The 17,037-nt window shown below is 64.2% G+C and carries 17 protein-coding genes and 1 pseudogene; 11 read left to right on the top strand and 7 right to left on the bottom strand.

The annotated features are described in order from the left end of the window. Positions 1-50: 50 nt before the first annotated feature. Both WHZ77_RS20535 and WHZ77_RS20530 read right to left on the bottom strand, forming a co-directional pair. On the bottom strand, positions 51-974 hold the full coding sequence (locus tag WHZ77_RS20535) for a PepSY domain-containing protein (protein ID WP_375309602.1): 924 nt from the start codon (positions 972-974) through the stop codon (positions 51-53). A 260-nt stretch (positions 975-1,234) separates the two neighbouring features. Next, the gene (locus WHZ77_RS20530; protein WP_375309601.1) at positions 1,235-2,215 is read right to left on the bottom strand and encodes a tripartite tricarboxylate transporter substrate binding protein; all 981 of its coding nucleotides are present in this window, start codon (positions 2,213-2,215) and stop codon (positions 1,235-1,237) included. 116 nt (positions 2,216-2,331) lie between these two features. Between WHZ77_RS20530 and WHZ77_RS20525 the strand changes: the two genes are divergently transcribed. Genes WHZ77_RS20525 through WHZ77_RS20500 form a run of 6 tightly spaced genes read left to right on the top strand, consistent with a single transcriptional unit; the run spans position 2,332 to position 7,207 of the window. Then, positions 2,332-3,042, top strand: a complete 711-nt coding sequence (locus WHZ77_RS20525) for a TetR/AcrR family transcriptional regulator (protein ID WP_375309600.1) — start codon at positions 2,332-2,334, stop codon at positions 3,040-3,042. A 30-nt stretch (positions 3,043-3,072) separates the two neighbouring features. Beyond that, the gene (locus WHZ77_RS20520) at positions 3,073-3,957 is read left to right on the top strand and encodes an amidohydrolase family protein (protein ID WP_375309599.1); all 885 of its coding nucleotides are present in this window, start codon (positions 3,073-3,075) and stop codon (positions 3,955-3,957) included. Between the two features lie 50 nt (positions 3,958-4,007). Then, positions 4,008-4,721 carry a PIG-L deacetylase family protein gene (locus tag WHZ77_RS20515; protein WP_375309598.1) on the top strand — a complete coding sequence of 238 codons (714 nt, stop codon included), beginning with the start codon at positions 4,008-4,010 and terminating at the stop codon, positions 4,719-4,721. Beyond that, the gene (locus WHZ77_RS20510) at positions 4,718-5,401 is read left to right on the top strand and encodes a 4-carboxy-4-hydroxy-2-oxoadipate aldolase/oxaloacetate decarboxylase (protein ID WP_375309597.1); all 684 of its coding nucleotides are present in this window, start codon (positions 4,718-4,720) and stop codon (positions 5,399-5,401) included. Before WHZ77_RS20515 ends, WHZ77_RS20510 begins: the two co-directional genes overlap by 4 nt. A 19-nt stretch (positions 5,402-5,420) precedes the next feature. Continuing rightward, positions 5,421-6,290 (top strand): hypothetical protein, encoded by an 870-nt coding sequence (locus WHZ77_RS20505; protein WP_375309596.1) that lies wholly within the window; start codon positions 5,421-5,423, stop codon positions 6,288-6,290. After that, positions 6,290-7,207 (top strand): DUF1932 domain-containing protein, encoded by a 918-nt coding sequence (locus WHZ77_RS20500; protein ID WP_375309595.1) that lies wholly within the window; start codon positions 6,290-6,292, stop codon positions 7,205-7,207. The genes WHZ77_RS20505 and WHZ77_RS20500 overlap by 1 nt, the downstream gene beginning before the upstream one ends. A 14-nt stretch (positions 7,208-7,221) precedes the next feature. Here the strand turns inward: WHZ77_RS20500 and WHZ77_RS20495 are convergent, their stop codons facing one another. The 3 genes from WHZ77_RS20495 to WHZ77_RS20485 form a co-directional block, all read right to left on the bottom strand. Beyond that, positions 7,222-7,539 carry a hypothetical protein gene (locus tag WHZ77_RS20495; protein ID WP_015686872.1) on the bottom strand — a complete coding sequence of 106 codons (318 nt, stop codon included), beginning with the start codon at positions 7,537-7,539 and terminating at the stop codon, positions 7,222-7,224. A 140-nt stretch (positions 7,540-7,679) separates the two neighbouring features. Continuing rightward, entirely contained in the window at positions 7,680-8,885 is a 1,206-nt protein-coding gene (locus WHZ77_RS20490; protein WP_375309594.1) for an amidohydrolase family protein, read from the bottom strand. A 23-nt stretch (positions 8,886-8,908) separates the two neighbouring features. After that, positions 8,909-10,150, bottom strand: coding sequence for an amidohydrolase family protein (locus WHZ77_RS20485; RefSeq protein WP_375309593.1), 1,242 nt, complete (start codon positions 10,148-10,150; stop codon positions 8,909-8,911). Between the two features lie 149 nt (positions 10,151-10,299). Here WHZ77_RS20485 and WHZ77_RS20480 point away from each other — a divergent pair. Beyond that, positions 10,300-10,715: pseudogene (locus WHZ77_RS20480) on the top strand (nuclear transport factor 2 family protein). Here WHZ77_RS20480 and WHZ77_RS20475 read toward each other — a convergent pair. Then, a complete protein-coding gene (locus WHZ77_RS20475) occupies positions 10,712-11,470 on the bottom strand; it encodes a GntR family transcriptional regulator (protein ID WP_375309592.1) in 759 nt (252 codons plus the stop codon). The pseudogene WHZ77_RS20480 and the gene WHZ77_RS20475 overlap by 4 nt on opposite strands. 198 nt (positions 11,471-11,668) lie before the next feature. On the opposite strand from WHZ77_RS20475, the gene WHZ77_RS20470 reads away from it, so the two are divergent. Genes WHZ77_RS20470 through WHZ77_RS20455 form a run of 4 tightly spaced genes read left to right on the top strand, consistent with a single transcriptional unit; the run spans position 11,669 to position 15,817 of the window. Next, positions 11,669-12,526 (top strand): ABC transporter ATP-binding protein, encoded by an 858-nt coding sequence (locus WHZ77_RS20470; RefSeq protein WP_375309591.1) that lies wholly within the window; start codon positions 11,669-11,671, stop codon positions 12,524-12,526. Beyond that, positions 12,526-13,302: an ABC transporter permease gene (locus tag WHZ77_RS20465; RefSeq protein ID WP_375309590.1), complete on the top strand. Its 777-nt coding sequence runs from the start codon at positions 12,526-12,528 to the stop codon at positions 13,300-13,302. The genes WHZ77_RS20470 and WHZ77_RS20465 overlap by 1 nt, the downstream gene beginning before the upstream one ends. A 40-nt stretch (positions 13,303-13,342) precedes the next feature. Next, complete coding sequence (locus tag WHZ77_RS20460) at positions 13,343-14,368, top strand: ABC transporter substrate-binding protein (RefSeq protein ID WP_375309589.1); 1,026 nt, start codon at positions 13,343-13,345, stop codon at positions 14,366-14,368. A gap of 15 nt (positions 14,369-14,383) precedes the next feature. Then, positions 14,384-15,817: an amidohydrolase family protein gene (locus tag WHZ77_RS20455; RefSeq protein WP_375309588.1), complete on the top strand. Its 1,434-nt coding sequence runs from the start codon at positions 14,384-14,386 to the stop codon at positions 15,815-15,817. Positions 15,818-15,882: 65 nt separating this feature from the next. Here WHZ77_RS20455 and WHZ77_RS20450 read toward each other — a convergent pair whose 3' ends face one another. Further along, positions 15,883-17,022, bottom strand: a complete 1,140-nt coding sequence (locus WHZ77_RS20450; protein ID WP_375309587.1) for an ABC transporter substrate-binding protein — start codon at positions 17,020-17,022, stop codon at positions 15,883-15,885. Positions 17,023-17,037 lie beyond the last annotated feature (15 nt).

Genomic DNA, 17,037 nt, shown 5'->3' with positions numbered 1-17,037 from the left:
TAAAGGGATCTGCTCCGCATCCGGCGGCGGCTGGAATGAAGCTGATGCAGTCAGGCAGCCTTCGCGACGGTGGCGTTCGTTCGTCTGTCCGTACGCGATCGCGGTTTGCGCAGCCTTCGCCGCGCCCAGATCAGCAGGCCGGTCGAGAGCAGGGTGAGCAACGCGATCGACGTCACCACATTGAGAGGCGAGGCGATCAAGGCCGACCAGTTTCCTTCATGAATCAGGCGCGGCCAGTTGCGCGGCAACGGCGTGACGCCTGACGAACTGACGGCATAGGCGCGCAACTCGCCGCCTTCGTAGATCCGAGCCATCATGCGCCCGCCGCGCACGCCGATCGAGATGACGTGCGACAAATCATGGGAGGCTGCGACAGTGCCAACCGCCTCGGGCAGTGGGAGTGGACGGCCGCCACCGCCGGGAGCGGACGCGCTCTGGAATGTCAGGCCGAAAGCGAGGCACAGGCCGGTGAGCGGGCTCAAGAGGATCAGCGGCAATGCGAACCAGGCAGTCCCCTTGTGCCATCCGGACAGCGTGTTGCGCAGCCGCGGCAGTCCCATGAAAATGCCAAGCACAATCAGGATGACCATGGCGACGGTCGAACTCGTGACGAGCCATGCCTGGCCGAGCAGCCGCTCATGTGTGCCGCGCGCCCATACGAAGAGATCGGAGAGGCTGAAACTGGTGATCGCGGGTTCGCCGGTGGCGAAATCGATCGCCGGCGCTCCCGCGCCTTGCAATGTCATCCGCTGCGCGGCGGCATTGATCGAAAGCCCGCGAGCCTTGCCGTCCGGGTCATATCGTTTGACCAGGTCGACGATGCGCGTGGAGGCGATCGGCGGACCACCAACGGCGCTGATTTGCGCCAGGGGTTCAAACGACAGGATGAGGCCGGTCGCTATGATCGCGATCAGCGGAAGCGCAAAGACGAGCGTGACCCAGCGATGGAGTGTCAACAACAAATGCTTGTTCATTCCCGGTCTCCTGCAATCCGCAGCTTTGGTCGCTCAGCGTGACGCCGAAGACAAATGACGCTTTATCCATGTTGTTGCGTTGATTTGCAGCAAACGGAATCAGTGCCCGGCGCAGCGATGTCAGCGAATGCCAATCGTTCGCAGGTTCGAGCGTCACGAGCAGCTTGTGCAGCAGCCGCGTCGCGCGCTCGACTTCGGTTACCGAGCCCAGGTCAGGCTGTAGCGTGTCGCTGATATCGTCACCGCGATCGGCGACTTCCTCACTGCGCGCGGATGTCAGCGGCCTTCAGCACCGGCTCCCATTTGGTCGCCTCGGCACGCATATAGGCGTCGAAATCCTTGGCGGAGGAGCCGACCGGAGCGGCGCCAATCTTGCCGAGCGTCGACAGCACGTTCGGGTCCTGCAACGCCGCCTTCAAATCGGTCTCGAGCTTCGCCACGATCTCCGGCGGCATCCTGGCCGGGCCAAGGACACCCCACCAGACCGAGACATCATAGCCTGATACGCCGGACTCGGCGACGGTGGGGACATTCGGCAGCGCCTTGGAGCGCTCGGCGGAGGTCACCGCGAGCGCGCGCACCGGGCCGCCTTCGAGCTGGCCGATCGCCTCCGCAAGTGGATTGATGCTGAGCGGGATCTCGCCGGCGATGACGGCTGTCAGCGCCGGCGCACCGCCCTTGTAGGGGATTGCGACGATCTTGGTGCCCGACATGTATTTGAGCAGCTCGCCGGCGAGATGCGCCGAGGTGCCGTTGCCGGACATGCCGTAGGAGAGCTTGTCCGGGTCCTTCTTTGCGGCGGCTAGGAGATCGCCGAGCGTCTTGTAGGGGCTGTCCTTGGCAACGACGATCGCGAGCGGCGAGGATGCGACTTCGCTGATCGCGGTGAAATCCTTGAAGGTGTCGTAGGGCACGCTCGGATAGATGAACTGGTTGAGCGGATGGCCGCTCGCGACCAGGATCAGCGTGTAGCCGTCGGGGGCCGCCTGCGCCAGCGCCTGCGAGGCGACGATTCCGCCCGCGCCGGGCCGGTTATCGACCACCGGCTGCTGGCCCCATGTCTTCGCCAGCGCCTGGCTCAGCGTGCGTGCGAGCACGTCGACCGCGCCGCCGGCGGCGTAGGGCACGAGGATATGAACCGGCTTGCTCGGATAGGTGTCAGCGGCCTGCGCGGTGCTCCCCGCCAGCAGCAGGCCGGCACCCAGCATCAAGCGGCCGATCGTCTTGTTCAAACCCAGCATAGTCCAGCACTCCTTGCGGGCGTTCGCATCCCTGCCGTCGGTCTTTCGGGTGGTCCAGACGCGGCCCGCGGTTTTTGTTGACGGGACCTGATCTTTTGTACGATAGTACAAATTAGATGGCACGCAAGCCCACCAGCAAGGAAACGGCCCGCAAGCCGAACATGCGCGAGGCGATCCTCGTCGCGGCCGAGGAGCTGTTCGCCACCAACGGATTCAATGCCGTTTCGGTGCGCGACATCGCGCAGGCCGCAGGCGCCAATCCCGGCAGCGTCACCTATCATTTCAAGACCAAGGACGGCCTGCTGCTGGAGATCTACCGGCGTCATTGCGGGCCGATGAACCTGCGCCGTTCCGAGCTGCTCGCCGCCGCCAGGCGCGTGCGTGATCTCCAGGACCGGCTGGAGGCGATCGTGCGGGCCTATGTAGTGCCGGCCTTCACCTCGGGCAGTGATCTTGCCGGCGGCGGCGCGCGCTTCACGCGGCTGCGCGCCGTGATGTCGGCCGAGGGCAACGAAGTTACGCGAAAAATCATCGCGCAGACCTTTGACGACACCAGCCATGCGTTCATCGATGCGGTGCACGACAGCCTGCCGCACATTCCACGCACCGATATCGTCTGGCGCAGTCACTTCCTGCTCGGCGCGCTCTATTACTCGCTGGTGACGCCGGACCGCGTCTCGCGCCTGTCGCGCGGCGAGGCTGACGGCAGCGATGCTGCCAGCGCCATCGAGCAATTGGTGCAGGCGACCGTTGCTGCGTTCCAGGCGCCCGCGCTGGATCAGGCCGCCCCGGCGCGGCGGCGGCCGGTCGTCAGCAGCAAGACTTGAAAGAAGCGTTCTCGTTCGGCGGTTCACCTGATGACGATGATGTACACGCCGACCATTCCACCGCCCGATCCGAACACGCGCACGCCGAAGTTCAAGCTGCCAAAACTGTCTTGCGACGCGCATTGCCACATCTTCGGGCCCGGCGCGAAGTACCCTTACGCGCCGGATCGGTCCTACACGCCGCCGGACGCACCGCTCGAGGATTTCCGCGCGCTGCATGCCAAGCTCGGAGTGGAGCGTGCCGTCATCGTCAATGCCAGCGTGCACGGTATCGACAACACGGTGGCGCTTGACGCCATCGCGCAGAGCAACGGCGCCTATCGCGCGGTCGCCAATATCGACGACACCATCACCGAACGCGGGCTTCGCGCGCTGCATGAGGGCGGTTTCCGCGGCTGCCGCTTCAATTTCGTCCGCCATCTCGGCGGCGTCCCCGACAAGGCCGTGTTCAACCGTGTCATCGCCATGGTCGCGCCGCTCGGCTGGCACATCGACCTGCATTTCGACGCGATCGACCTGCCCGACTATGCCGACATGCTGGCCAGGCTGCCGCTGAGCTACACCATCGACCATATGGGGCGGGTGAAGGCGGCCGAAGGGCTCGATCAATTGCCGTTCAGGATCCTGATCGAACTGATGCAGCGCGACGAAAAATGCTGGGTCAAGATCTGCGGCTCGGAGCGGGTGTCCTCTAGCGGTCCGCCGTTCGCCGACGCGGTGCCGTTCGCGCGAAAGATCGTCGAGACCGCAGCAGACCGCGTCATCTGGGGTACCGACTGGCCGCATCCCAACGTCAAAATGATGCCGAATGACGGTGACCTCGTTGATCTGATCCCGCAGTTCGCGCCGGAGCCGGAACTCCAGCAGAAGATCCTCGTCGGCAATCCCGCGCGGCTTTTTGGGTTCGACCCATGACGGTGGCGTGATCGATAAGTTGCTTATCAACCAAAGAGGGGGGCAGTCCCATGAAAACAGGCCTTGTCGTCACCGCCCATCCGGGCGATTTCGTCTGGCGCGCCGGCGGCGCCATCGCGCTGCATGCGAAGAAGGGCTATCGCATGAAGATCGTCTGCATGTCCTTCGGCGAGCGCGGCGAGAGCCAGTTCGCCTGGAAGGAAAAGGGCGCGACGCTGGCATCGGTGAAGGCCGGCCGCAAGGACGAGGCGGAACGAGCGGCAAAGCTGCTCGGCGCCCAGATCGAGTTCTTCGACTGCGGCGACTATCCGCTCAAGCTCACCGAGGCGCATTTCGACCGTATGGTCGACATCTACCGCGAGCTCAATCCGAGCTTCGTGCTGACCCATGCGCTGGAAGATCCCTATAATTTCGACCACCCGAACGCCGCGCATTTCGCGCAGGAGACCCGCGTGGTCGCGCAGGCGATGGGCCATAAGCCCGGCGCGCAATACAAATACTCCGCGCCTCCGGTATTTCTGTTCGAGCCGCACCAGCCCGAGCAGTGCAATTACAAGCCTGATCTGCTGCTCAAGATCGACGAGGTCTGGAAGGAGAAGTACGAGGCGTTCCAGATCCTCGCCGCACAGAAGCATCTTTGGGGCTATTACGAGCGCGTGGCACTCAACCGCGGCATCCAGGGCAGCCGCAACACCGGCGTGCCCATGACCTATGGCGAGGCCTATCAGCGCCTGTTCCCGACGGTTGCGGAGGAGCTGGCATGAAGCCCGTCGTCGTTCGCAATATTGACCGAGCCGATCCCGCCAGCATGTCGGAGTATGGCGTCTCGACAGTGCACGAGGCCTACGGCCGTATCGGCCTGATGAAACCGTATCTGCGCCCGGTCTGGGCGGGTGCGTCGATTGCCGGTCCGGCCGTCACCGTGCTGGCGCAGCCCGGAGACAACTGGATGATCCATGTCGCGGCCGAGCAATGCAGGAAGGGCGACATCCTCGTCGTCGGCTGCACCACCGACAATACCGACGGCATGTTCGGGGAGTTGCTCGCAACTTCGCTCCAGGCGCGCGGCGTGCGGGGGCTGATCATCGACGCCGGCTGCCGCGACGTCAAAGCGCTGCACGAGATGAAGTTTCCGGTGTGGTCGCGCGCTGTCTCGGCCAAGGGCACGGTGAAGGCGACGCTCGGCTCGGTCAACGTCCCCGTGGTTTGCGCCGGTGTCAATGTCGATCCCGGTGACATCGTCGTGGCCGATGACGATGGCGTCGTCGTGGTGCCGAAGCGTTATGCCGCCGAAGTCGCCGAGAAGGCGAAGAAGCGAAGCGCAGACGAGGGCGGCAAGCGCAAGCGGCTCGCCTCGGGCGAGCTCGGTCTCGACATGTACAGCATGCGCGAAGCGCTGGCGAAAGCGGGGCTCGTCTACGTCGACAATCCCGAGGACGTCTGAAGAGAACCGGAGCGGACTGATGGATCGTCTCAGGCTGAAGGCTGTGCTCGGCAGTCACCCCCATGTCCAGGCGGTGAAAAATGGGGAGCTCCGCTCCGACCTGTTCGACTTCGACTTCATCGAGTACGCGCCGACCAACACGGCGTTCAAGCCGATGGTTCGCGAGCAGGCCTTTGACGTCTGCGAGATGGCGATCGTCACCTATCTGATGGCCAAGGCGCATGGCAAGCCGCTGGTGCTGCTGCCGGCGACGATGCTCGGCCGCTTCCAGCATGCTTACGCGCTCTACAATCCTGTGCAGGGGGAGCTCGGGCCGTCCGATCTCGAAGGCAAGCGCGTCGGCATCCGCTCCTTCACCACGACGACGGGGGCGTGGATCAGGGGCATCCTCGCCAACGACTATGGCGTCAACCTCGACAGGATCCGCTGGGTCACCTTTGAAGATCCGCACGTCGCCGAATATGTCGATACCACCGAGCGAGCACCAAAGGACAAGAAGGTCCTGCAGATGCTGCTCGACGGTGAACTCGATGCGGTCCTCGGCGAGACCTCGAACGACCCCAAGCTGAAGCCGCTTTTTCCTGATCCCGCCGCGGAAGCCGCCAAATGGTATGTCCGCCGCGGTGTCGTGCCAGTCAATCATCTCGTGGTCGTGACCGAGCAGCTTGCAAGATCGCGACCCGACGTGGTCGCTGGCGTCTACGATCTCCTCAAGCGGAACAAGGCGCAGGCTGGCCCCGCCGTAACGCCGGACCTCGTTCCCTTCGGCATCGAGGCGAACAGGAAGCCGCTCGAGCTGATTGTCGATTACGCATTCCAGCAGGTGCTGATCCCGCGCCGCTATGCGGTCGAGGAGCTGTTCGATGAAACGACGCGAGGACTGAACTGATGGCGGGTGATCCCAAACGCTGGAAGATCGGGCTGGTTGGCTATGGCGAAGTTGGCCGGATTCTGGCCGAGGATTTGCGCCAGCAGGACATCAAGGTTGTTGCTTACGACATCAAGCTCGGAGGCGAGCACGGCGCGGCGCCCAGGGAGCATGCCGCCAAGTTCGGAGTGGCACTGGCATCCTCTCATGCCGAGCTGACCGCGAGATCCGATTTCATCATCTCTGCGGTCACGGCGAGCCAGGCCGTTCCGGTCGCAAAGGCCTGCGCGGCCGCGATCAACCAGGGCACATGGTTCCTCGATTTCAACTCGGCCTCTCCCGGCGCCAAGCAGCGCGCCGCGGCGCTGATCGATGGCGCCGCGGGGCGTTATGTCGAGGGCGCGGTGATGACCTCGGTGCCGCCGTATCGCATCAAGGTGCCGCTGCTGCTCGGCGGCCCCGGCGCGAAAGAGCTGGAGCCGTTACTGAACGCGATCGGTTTTGCGGCGAAGGTTGCCAGCGACAAGCTCGGGGTGTCGTCGGCCGTAAAGATGTGCCGGAGCATCATGATCAAGGGACTGGAGGCCATGGTCATCGAAAGCTTCACCACCGCGCGCGCTTATGGCGTCGAGGATGCGGTGCTGGCGTCGCTCACGGAAACCTTCCCGAGCATCAATTGGGAGAAGCAGGGCGCCTATTTCTTCCAGCGCGTGATCGAGCACGGCCGTCGCCGTGCCGAAGAGGTGCGCGAAGTCGCGGAGACCGTACGGGAGGCGGGGCTGACGCCATGGTCGGCGCAGGGCACGGCCGAACGTCAGGCTTGGGTGGCCGATCTCGCCGACGAGGGCCTGTTCGGCACCAGGGGCACGAAGGAGTTCGCCCGCAGCGCCGATTGGCGCACCGAGGCGGACAGGATCCTCGCGAAGATCAAGCGCTGACGCCGGGGGCCCATTCAGCTCAGGACCCTGCTGCCGCCGCGATAGCCCGAGACTTCGTCGCGGGCGGCCTCGATCAGATCGATCAGGCTGTTGGCCTTGCGCACGATGTCCGTCGTCCGCTCGCTGCGGAACTCGGTCAGGATCAGGCGAACGCATTTGTCGGCGGTATCCAGCGTCCACAGCGCGCGTGCCATCTCGTCCTGTGTGTGGATTGCCGTGATGTCGAGGCCTGACAGGACTTCGCCGATTCCATTCAGGCGCTTGACGGCGGTCTCGGCTGGCGTGCTGGCCCGGATGGAATGATAATCGATACTGTTGAATGCGCTGAACATAACCAAACTCCCGGTGAACGCAGATGGTCAGTGCAAGGTCTTAGTAAGATTACCTGATCCTTGCTGCAACGCGTTGGGCTACGGTCCGGGATTCTACCGGACTTGGAGTTTTGGGGAGGTTCGACGGTACGATTGAACGGTCAGGCGTGTTTGCCGACAACCTGGCCGTTTACGGCGACAAGTTTCCCCTCCTTGTACACGGAGCGCCCCTGCGGCACCGCGACGACGGCCTCGGGGATATGGGCCGCATTCAGCGTCACGAAGTCGGCCTTGGCGCCGACACGCAGGCCGTAACCTTCGAGACGCAGCGCCTTGGCGCCTGATGCGGTGACGAGGTCAAATGCGACGCGCAGTTCTTCGTCGATGTTGAAGCCGGAGCGATAGCCGAGCGTGGTTGCCCGGCGCAGCATGTCGCCGTCGCCATAGGGCCACCAGGAATCGCGGATGTTGTCATTGCCGCTGAAGACGGTGACGCCGGCGTTGCGCAGGGCGAGAACCGGTGGAAACGGCCGCGCCCCCGGCGCATTGGTCATGATTGCGACGCCCGAGCGGGCAAGAACCTCCGCCATCTTCTTGAGGTAATCTGCCGGAATATCGCCGAGCCCGTAGGCGTGGCTAATGGCAACACGGCCTTCCATGCCGAGCGCGCGCGTGCGCGCCGCGATCTGCTCGATCTCGAAGGCGCCGAGGGTGCCCATGTCGTGCAGATGGATGTCGACATCGACGCCATGCTTTTCGGCCACGCCGAACACGACGTCGAGGTGCTTCTCGACATCGCGGTCAAAGCTCGCGGGATCGAGCCCGCCGACGAGGTTGGCGCCGAGCCCGATGGCCTCATCCAGCAATTGGGGCGTGCCGGGGCTCGCCAGAATGCCGCTCTGGGGAAAGGCGACGAGCTGGATGTCGATCAGGTCTCGGTATTCCTCGCGCACGCGCAGGATCGTCTCGATCGATTTCAGCCCGACCGAGCCATCCACCATGACATGGCTGCGCATCTGCGTGGTGCCATGTCCGATGCAGAGATCGAGCTGGCTGCGCGCCCGCACGTCCATCGGCGCAGCCTTGGCCATGTTCTGCGCCTGGAAGGCGACGCGCTCGTGCACGTCGAACCCGTTGGTACACGGCTTGTGCGGACGCCAGGCATCGCCATAGAAACTGGTGTCGAGATGGATATGGCCCTCGACGAAGCCGGGGACGACGAGGGCATGATTGAAGTCGATCGCCGCAGCGCCGGTCGGGGGCTGGTCAACGGGCATGATCGCGGCGATGCGCCCATCCTTGACCGCGATGTGATGCCGGGACCCGCCGTCGAAGCGTGCATTGAGGAAGATTGTGTCGAAGGCCATCCGGTTCCTCCGTTTGTCGCCGTTCAGCTCCGCGATGAAAACAGCGTCGGGCGCGGCCGTTCAAATGTCTGCCGGCCATTCTTGAACCCCATCACGACATCCGGCAGCTCGGCGATGGCGAAGCGGCTGTCCTTCGTATCGAGCACGATGAGATCGGCGGGGTTGCCGACCTTGATGCCATAATCGCCAAGGTTCATCAGCCGCGCCGGCAGGTCGGTCACGAGATCGAGGCAGGTGTCGAAGTCGCTGACCGAGGCGTGCGCGACATTGGCATAGAAGTTCGCCATTCGCAGCAGCGAAGCGTCACCGAACGGGGTGAAGGGGTTGAGCACGTTGTTGGTGGCGACGGAGCACAGTACGCCGTTGTCGACGAGCTTGTGTGCGAGCGTCAATCCGCGCGGTGCATTGTGGGTGGCCTCGCGCCCCATCAGATAAAGGTCGGTCGCGGGCAGCACGGTGACGGCGACGCCGGCATTTGCGAGCTGCGCGGTGGCCGCTTTCAAGCGCTCCGGTGGCAGCGCCGAGAGCTTCGTGACATGGCCGATTGCGACGCGCCCCTGATAGCTGCGCCGCTCGGTCTGCCGGCAGACCTCGTCGAGGTGCCACCAGGACGGATCGAGATCGAAATCGAGATGGAGATCGACGTCGACGTCGAATTCCTGGGCGAGGTCGAAGATGCGTTCGAGGTGGGCGTTCGGGTCGGAGTCCATATAGGGACAGCCGCCGATCGACTCGCCGCCGTCGCGCAGTGCCTGGACCAGGAGCTCCTCAGCTCCGGGATCGTTTGTCAGCCCTTCCTGCGGGAAGACGCAGAGCGAGAGGTCGATGGCCCAGGCATGGTCGCGCTTCAGCGCCTTGACCGCCTCGTAGCCGCGCAGGCCGATGCGCGGGTCGATCTCGACATGCGTGCGCATGCGCGTCGTGCCGTGCACGATGGCGCGTTCGAGCACTTTCGCGCCGCGCGCATAGACGTCCTCGACCGTAAAATCCTTCTTCATCCCGGCGACGGCACGGATCGCTTCCGAGACGCTGCCGTGATTGTGCCCGCAGCGGCCGAGCAGGCAGGCCTTGTCGAGATGGATGTGGGTGTCGACGAAGCCGGGCAGGGCCAGACGCCCGCTGAGATCGACCTCGACGGCCTCGCAGGCGAGCTGTGGCTCGATCGCGGCGATGCGGCCGCCCTTCACGCCGATATCGACGGGTGTGGCGGATGATCGCAACAGCGCGTTACGGAAGATCTGGTCGAAGGCGGTCTGAGTGGTCATTGCATCGAATTCAGCTGTGCTAGCCTAGCGGAAGCGCTAGGTGAGGGCAGCTCCAGATTGTGTGCAGTTCTGACATCAAATTGTTCAAAAAACGTGCATGCAGTTTGAAGTACGAATTGTATACTGTCGAGACCCCGGAGAACCCGCCTATGTCCGCCCCCGCAAAAGCCGACCGCCCGATGACCGACGCCGAGATTGTCGAAGCCTATCTGACGGCCTCGATGATACCCGATCCCGACGCCGCTGCGGCCTATATGAAGCCGGGCACCGTGATCACCTTTACCGGCGGGCGCGAGTTCGATCATCCGCGTGGCCCGACCGGCTCAACGCGAAGCGCTACCGCTGGGTCAAGAAGAAGATGGACCGCTTCGACGTCTGCCCGGGCGCGGACGAGACCGTCGTCTACAGCGTCGGCACTCTCTATGGCGAGTGGATGGACGGCGCGCCGTTCGAGGGCAATCGCTATGTCGATCGCTTCGTCGTCAGGGGCGGGCGGATCGTGAAGATGGACGTCTGGAACGACAGCGCCGAGCGGATTCTGGTTCAGCGCGGGATTGAGGCCTAACGTCGTCTTGCGACCTTGGGCAGCTTGACGACGCGGTCGCTCGTCACCTCGTCGGCATACGGCGCGAGGATATCGAGCAGATCGCGGCCGCGCTGCGGGGTAGGGGCGACCAGCGCGCGATTGGCCACGGAATCGAGGTGATGATGCATCAATTCCATCACCTTGGCCTCGTCGCCCTTGGCCAGCGCGGCGATGATGGCGCGATGCTCGTTGATCGCGCATTCCGTGGAATGCGGCCGGCTGTACAGCGACAGCGTCAGGCAGCAGCGATACGCGACCTCGCTGACATAGCGCACCAGGATCGGGCTGTTCGTCATGTGCGCGAGCAGAATGTGGAATTCGGTGGCAAGCCGGATCGAGACGGCGTCCGTGCCGCCGCGCGCGCGATCCTCGGCATCGACATGGGCGTTCAGCTCGGCGATCTGGGCCTTGGTTAGCTTGCCTGCGAGCTGGCGGACCACGAGACGTTCGAGCTCGATGCGGATATCGAAGGCGTCGCGCGCTTCCTGCCAGCTCGGCGTCGCCACCACCGCGATCCGGTTGCGGCGCAATTCGACCAGCCCTTCCGCGGCGAGTTGCCCCAGCGCGTGGCGTGCAATCGTGCGGCTGACGCCGAACCGTTCGCCGAGCGAATCCTCGGGCAGCTTTGCGCCGGGCTCGAGCGCCTGCTCGATGATCGCGCGCCTGAGCGCGCGACAGATCACGCTGACCTTGTCCGATGATTCAGAAGTCTTGCTGGTGGGGCGCGCCGCCATCGGCGAATCCTTGAGGGGAGGGGCGAGGCCTCTCTTTAACACAGCGCCGCAGCAATCCCGCGCTCCAATTGCATGCAGTTTGGCGCCTGCATTGCCTAAATCGAATCCGGCCATTTGGCCGGGCGTCCGGCGAGGTCCTTGATTTCTCGCGTCTCGCAGGCTGGCATCCAGCTTGCATGCACTTTGGCTGTGATGCGCATGCAACCTAACGCCCAGTTCGACGGCCAGCCCGTGCCCGAAGGCTCCAGCCCTGTTGCCATCGAGCTGTCCGAGGCCTCCGTGACCTTCGGGCGCGGCGACCGTGCCGTGCCCGCGCTGTCGACAACCAGCTTGCGGATCGCCGACGGCGAGTTTGTCGCATTGGTCGGTCCGTCCGGATGCGGCAAATCGACTATCCTGCGTCTCGTCAGCGGCCTGGTGCAGCCGACCAGCGGCGTCGTCATCGTCGGTGGCCGGGAGGTCGCGGCGCGAGCGTTGCGGGTCGGCATGGCGTTCCAGAACCCGACCATGCTGCCGTGGATGACGATCGAGCGGAACATTATGCTGCCGCTCAAGATCGTCGAGCCGTTCCGTTCGAGCTTCCGCAAGCTGTGCAAGACCGAATTCCGCGACAAGGCCAACGCGCTGCTGGAGCAGGTCGGTCTCAAAGGGTTTGGCACTCGCTATCCGTGGCAGTTGTCCGGCGGCATGCTCCAGCGAGCCAATCTCTGTCGCGCGCTGATCCACGAGCCGCGCATGCTGCTGCTCGACGAGCCCTTCGGCGCGCTCGACCAGTTCACCCGCGAGGAACTGTGGTCGATCCTCCAAAACCTCTGGATGACGCACAAGCCGACGGTGCTGCTGGTGACGCACGATCTGCGCGAGGCCGGCTTCCTGGCGAGCCGTATCTGCGTGATGAGCGCACGTCCCGGCCGCATCCTCGACGACAGCCGCGTGGAGTTCTCCCGGCCGCGCACCGTCGCCGTGACCTTCGAGCCGGATTTCGTCGCATTGAACCAGAAGCTGCGCACCTTCATCGAGGACGCGCGCAGCGCGGCCCAGCAGGGGACAGGCTGATGTTCGGGATCGATCTCAGGCAGAAGGCGTGGTCCGCCGGACTGATCGTGCTGTTCTTCGTCGGCTGGGAATTGTTCTGCCTGATGACGGGCATGTCCGATCTGGTGCTGCCGCGGCCGTCGCAGGTGTTCGTGACGCTGTTCCAGCGCTTCCCGGTGCTGTGGCCGCACATCCTGCAAACGCTCGGGACCACCATGTTCGGTTTCGTGCTCGGTGTTGCGCTCGGCGTGGCGCTCGGCGCGATCATTGGCGTCTCCAAGACCGCCTATGACACCTGCTATCCGCTGCTGATCGGCTTCTCGTCGATCCCGAAGGTCGCGGTAGTGCCGATCTTCGTGCTGTGGTTCGGCTCGGGTACGGTGCCGGCCGTGCTGACTGCCCTCTCGATCTGCTTCTTCCCGATCGTCGTCAACATCGCGACGGGCCTTGCGACCACCGAGCCGGAGCTCGAGGACGTGCTGAAGGCGCTCGGCGCCAGCAAGTTCGATATCCTCTGGAACGTCGGCCTGCCCCGAACGATGCCGTTCTTCTTCGCCTCGCTGAAGGTCGCGATCTCCTACGCCTTTGTCGGCGCCGTGCTGTCGGAGACCGTCGCCTCCAACCGCGGCATCGGCAACGTTATGATGACCGCGTCGTCGAATTTCAACGTGCCGCTGGTGTTCGCCGGTCTGTTCGTGCTCGCCGGCCTCGGCGTCGCGCTCTACGCCGTGTTCTCGCTGATCGAGGGGCGGGTGACCGGCTGGGCCACGCGCAAGAACGACGTGATTGCCACCTGAATTCTTGAACCATCACGCAACGAAGCTTGAGGAGGTCTCGATGTTGAGAAACGTTACTGCCGCACTGCTGGGATTGGCCTTGTCCGCGGGCGTCGCAACGGCCCAGGAAACCACGATCAAGTTCACGCTGGGCTGGAAGACGCAAGGCAGCGACGCCGCGTTCTTCTATGCCAAGGACAACGGCTTCTTCAAGGAGGAAGGCCTCAACGTCGTCATCGACCAGGGCGAAGGCTCCGGCGCTACCGTCACGCGCGTCATGTCGGGCGCCTACGACGCCGGCTTCGGCGACGTCAACGCCATCATTCAGAACGCCTCGACCAAGCCGCAGGACGCGCCGGTCATGGTCTACATGATGTGGAACCAGCCGCCGTTCGCGATCGTCGCCAAGAAGACCAGCGGCATCAACACCATCAAGGATTTCGAAGGCCACACGCTCGGCGGTGCGCAGGGCACGCCGACGACGCGCCTCCTGCCGGTGTTCACCCGCAAGAACGGACTCGATGGCGAGAAGATCAAGATCTCCAACATGGCCCCGAACCTGCAAGAGCCGATGCTGATCAAGGGCGACATCGATGCGGCCCTCGTCTTCAACATCACCAGCTATTTCAATCTCGTGCTCAATCGCCAGGACCCGGACAAGGATTTCAAATGGTTCTCGTTCGGTGATTACGGTCTCGATCTCTATTCCAACGGCGTAATGGTCTCGAAGAAGCTGATCGCGTCCAACCCGAAGGCGGTGGCCGGCCTGGTGCGCGCCATCAACAAGGGCGCGATCGCGGTGGCCAAGGACCAGAATGCCGGCATGAAGGCCGCGCTGAACTACGACAATCTGATCGACGTCGCGGTCGAGAAGCGCAGGCTGCAATATTCCTTCGACAAGCTGATCGTCTCGCCGGAGATGAAGGAGATCGGCATCGGCGACATCAAGGACGACCGCATGGCGCGCGCCATCGGCATCGTGGTCGAGGGCTATCAGCTCGCCCGCGCGCCGACGCCGGCAGAGGTGTTCTCGCGCGAGTTCCTGCCGCCGCGCGCGGAGCGGGAGTTGGTGTATACCGCCAATTGATTGGGGGAGATCGTCATGGCCACGGAGATTTCGGCAACCAGCCTGTTCCGTGGCCCTGATTGCGGCATCAGCGACAATGTCGTGCTGCGGCACGATGGCGGCGTCATCACCGACATCTCGGGAGGAGCGGGACCTGGGCCTCGCTCCTTCGTCATTCCCGCCTTGGTCAACGCCCATGACCACGCCCGCGCCACCGCGTCGTCCTTTGGCGCGGTCGGCATGCCGCTGGAAAGCTGGATATTGCGGACCATACTCGGCACGCCGGTCGATCCTTACCTGACCGCGGCCTCCGCACTGGCGCGTTCCGCCAAAGCGGGCTGCGCGGCCATGATGGTGCACTACACCCGCCCGAGCGGGACCATGCCCTTGCTCGACGAGGCCACGGCGATTGCCAGGGCCGCGTCAGACGTCGGTATCCGCATGGCCTTTGCGCTTGCCGTGCGCGACCAGAATCCGATCGTCTACGGGGACGCCGAACCGATTCTCGCAGAACTCGCCAGCGACGATCGCAAGACGATCGAAGACCTGTTCGTCCGCGCACCGATATCGCCGACGGCGTATATCGAGCTGACCGACGCCATTGCCGCCGCCATCGCCGGTCCAATGGTGGATGTGCAACTCGGGCCAGCCGGGGTGCAATGGTGCTCGAAGCCTTTGTTGGAAGCGATCGCGGAGAACTCGGCGCGAACCGGCCGCCGCATCCACATGCATCTCCTGGAGACCGTGTACCAGCGCGCATGGGCCGACCGGAACTTTCCGGACATGGTGCGCTGGCTGCGCGACATCGGCTTCCTCTCGGAGCGGCTGACGCTGGCCCACTGCATCCACGCCCGGCCAGACGAACTGGAGGTGATCGCGGCCTCCGGTGCGCGCATCGTCACCAATTTCAGCTCGAACATGCATCTGCGTTCCGGGCTTGCTCCGATCGCCGCCGCGCATAAATGCGGCTGCGCCATCGCCGTCGGCGTCGACGGGCTGGCGCTCGACGAGGACGACGACATCCTGCGCGAGATGCGGCTGGTGCAGATGGTCCATGGCGGCCTCGGCTTCAAGGCGACATGGACGCCGGCTGAGTTGTTCGCGCTTGCGATCCGCAATGGCCGCCGCGCGACTGGCGCACCTGGAAGCGGCGAGCTCAGTCCCGGCACTCCGGCCGACTACGTCGTGATCGATCTGGACCGGCTCGACCGCGACCGGATCATGCCGGTCGACCCCATGGCCCTGCTGTTCGCGCGCGGGAATGCATCCCTGGTGAAGGAGGTCGTCGTCGCCGGCAAGACCGTCGCGCGGGACGGGGCCTGTGTTGGCGTTGACCTTCCGGCGATCGAGCAGGAATTGCGGGCCATGTACCGCGCCAATGCCGGCAAGCTTGGAAGCTTTCAGCGGATGTGGCCGCCGCTGTCGGAGCGGCTGTCCGGCTGGTTCGAGCAGCAGCTCACCTGCGAATAGGTGGCAGGGACGAAGACGCCCGCCTGACGACCAGGCGGGCGCTCCCAGACTCTCGCGTGTCGCGCTTACTGCAGCGCCTCGAGCTTGGCGTTCTTGCCATCGACCACCTTGAATACGACATAGCGCGGCTGCATCTGCCCGTTCGGCAGGAACTGGACGTCGCCGAACACGGTACCCTTGACCGGCTTGCCGCGGATCGCTTCCGCCACGGTCTTGCGGTCGAGCGACTTGGTCGATTCAACCGCTTGTGCCCAGACTTGTACGGCCGCGGCACCAAGCGCCGCGCTCTTGTCGGGCGGGGCGCCATAGGCTTTGGTGTAGGCCGCGACGAAGGAGGTGCTCTCCGGTTGGGTCGTGAACGGCGGCAGATCGGGGAAGAAAATATCGGCCGAGATCACGCCGTTGTTGGCATCGCCGGCGACCTTGAACACCGTGCTGAGCATGATGCCGACAGCGCCGACGAAGGTCGATTTGATGCCGGCCTGGCGATACTGGTCGACCATCGCCGGCAGGCCGGACGAGTTCGAGGAGTTGGTGACGATGATGGCGTCGGCGTCGGTGCCCTTCAGATTGGTGAGCTGAACCCGGAAATCGGTGTCCTTGAATGCGAATTTCTCGGTCATGACGACCTGGCCCGAAAAGTTCAGCTTCTTGAACTCGGCCTCGACCGCGGTCTGAAAACCGTTGCCGTAGACGTCGTTCTGGGTGAGGAAGGCGACCTTCTTCGCTTTCATGGTCTGGACGACGTATCTGGCAATCACCTCCGCGTCGAAGCCGTTCGAGCTGTTGATGCGCATCGCGTAAGGGTTGGTTTCGCCGCTGAGGATCAGGTCCGACTTCGAGACGGCGGTGATATCGAGGACGCCGCCGCGCGCGAGGATCGGCTGCATCGCCAGCGTGACCGGCGAATTCCAGCCCTCGATCACGACGTCGGCCTTTTCGGCAATCATCTCGTTGGCGCGGCTGACGCCCACCGCGGGCGTGCTTTCATCGTCCTTGGAGATCACGGTCAGCTTGCGGCCGAGCAGGCCGCCTTTGTCGTTGATCTGCTGGACCATCAGCTTGACCGCGTTGGTCACGGTCTGGCCGTCGGGGCCGGCGCCGCCGCTGAGCGGAAAGATGGTGCCGACCTTGATGTCCTGCGCCATCGCCGGCACGGATGCGAGCCCCAACAGCAGCGCGAGAGCGAGTTTCGTCTTGTGCATGCGCGTCCTCCCAAT

The sequence above is a fragment of the Bradyrhizobium sp. A5 genome (assembly GCF_042076515.1).
Classification (GTDB): Bacteria; Pseudomonadota; Alphaproteobacteria; order Rhizobiales; family Xanthobacteraceae; genus Bradyrhizobium; species Bradyrhizobium cosmicum.
The sequence above is the reverse complement of the archived record's forward strand: the minus strand, read 5'-3'. Positions and strand labels throughout refer to the sequence as shown.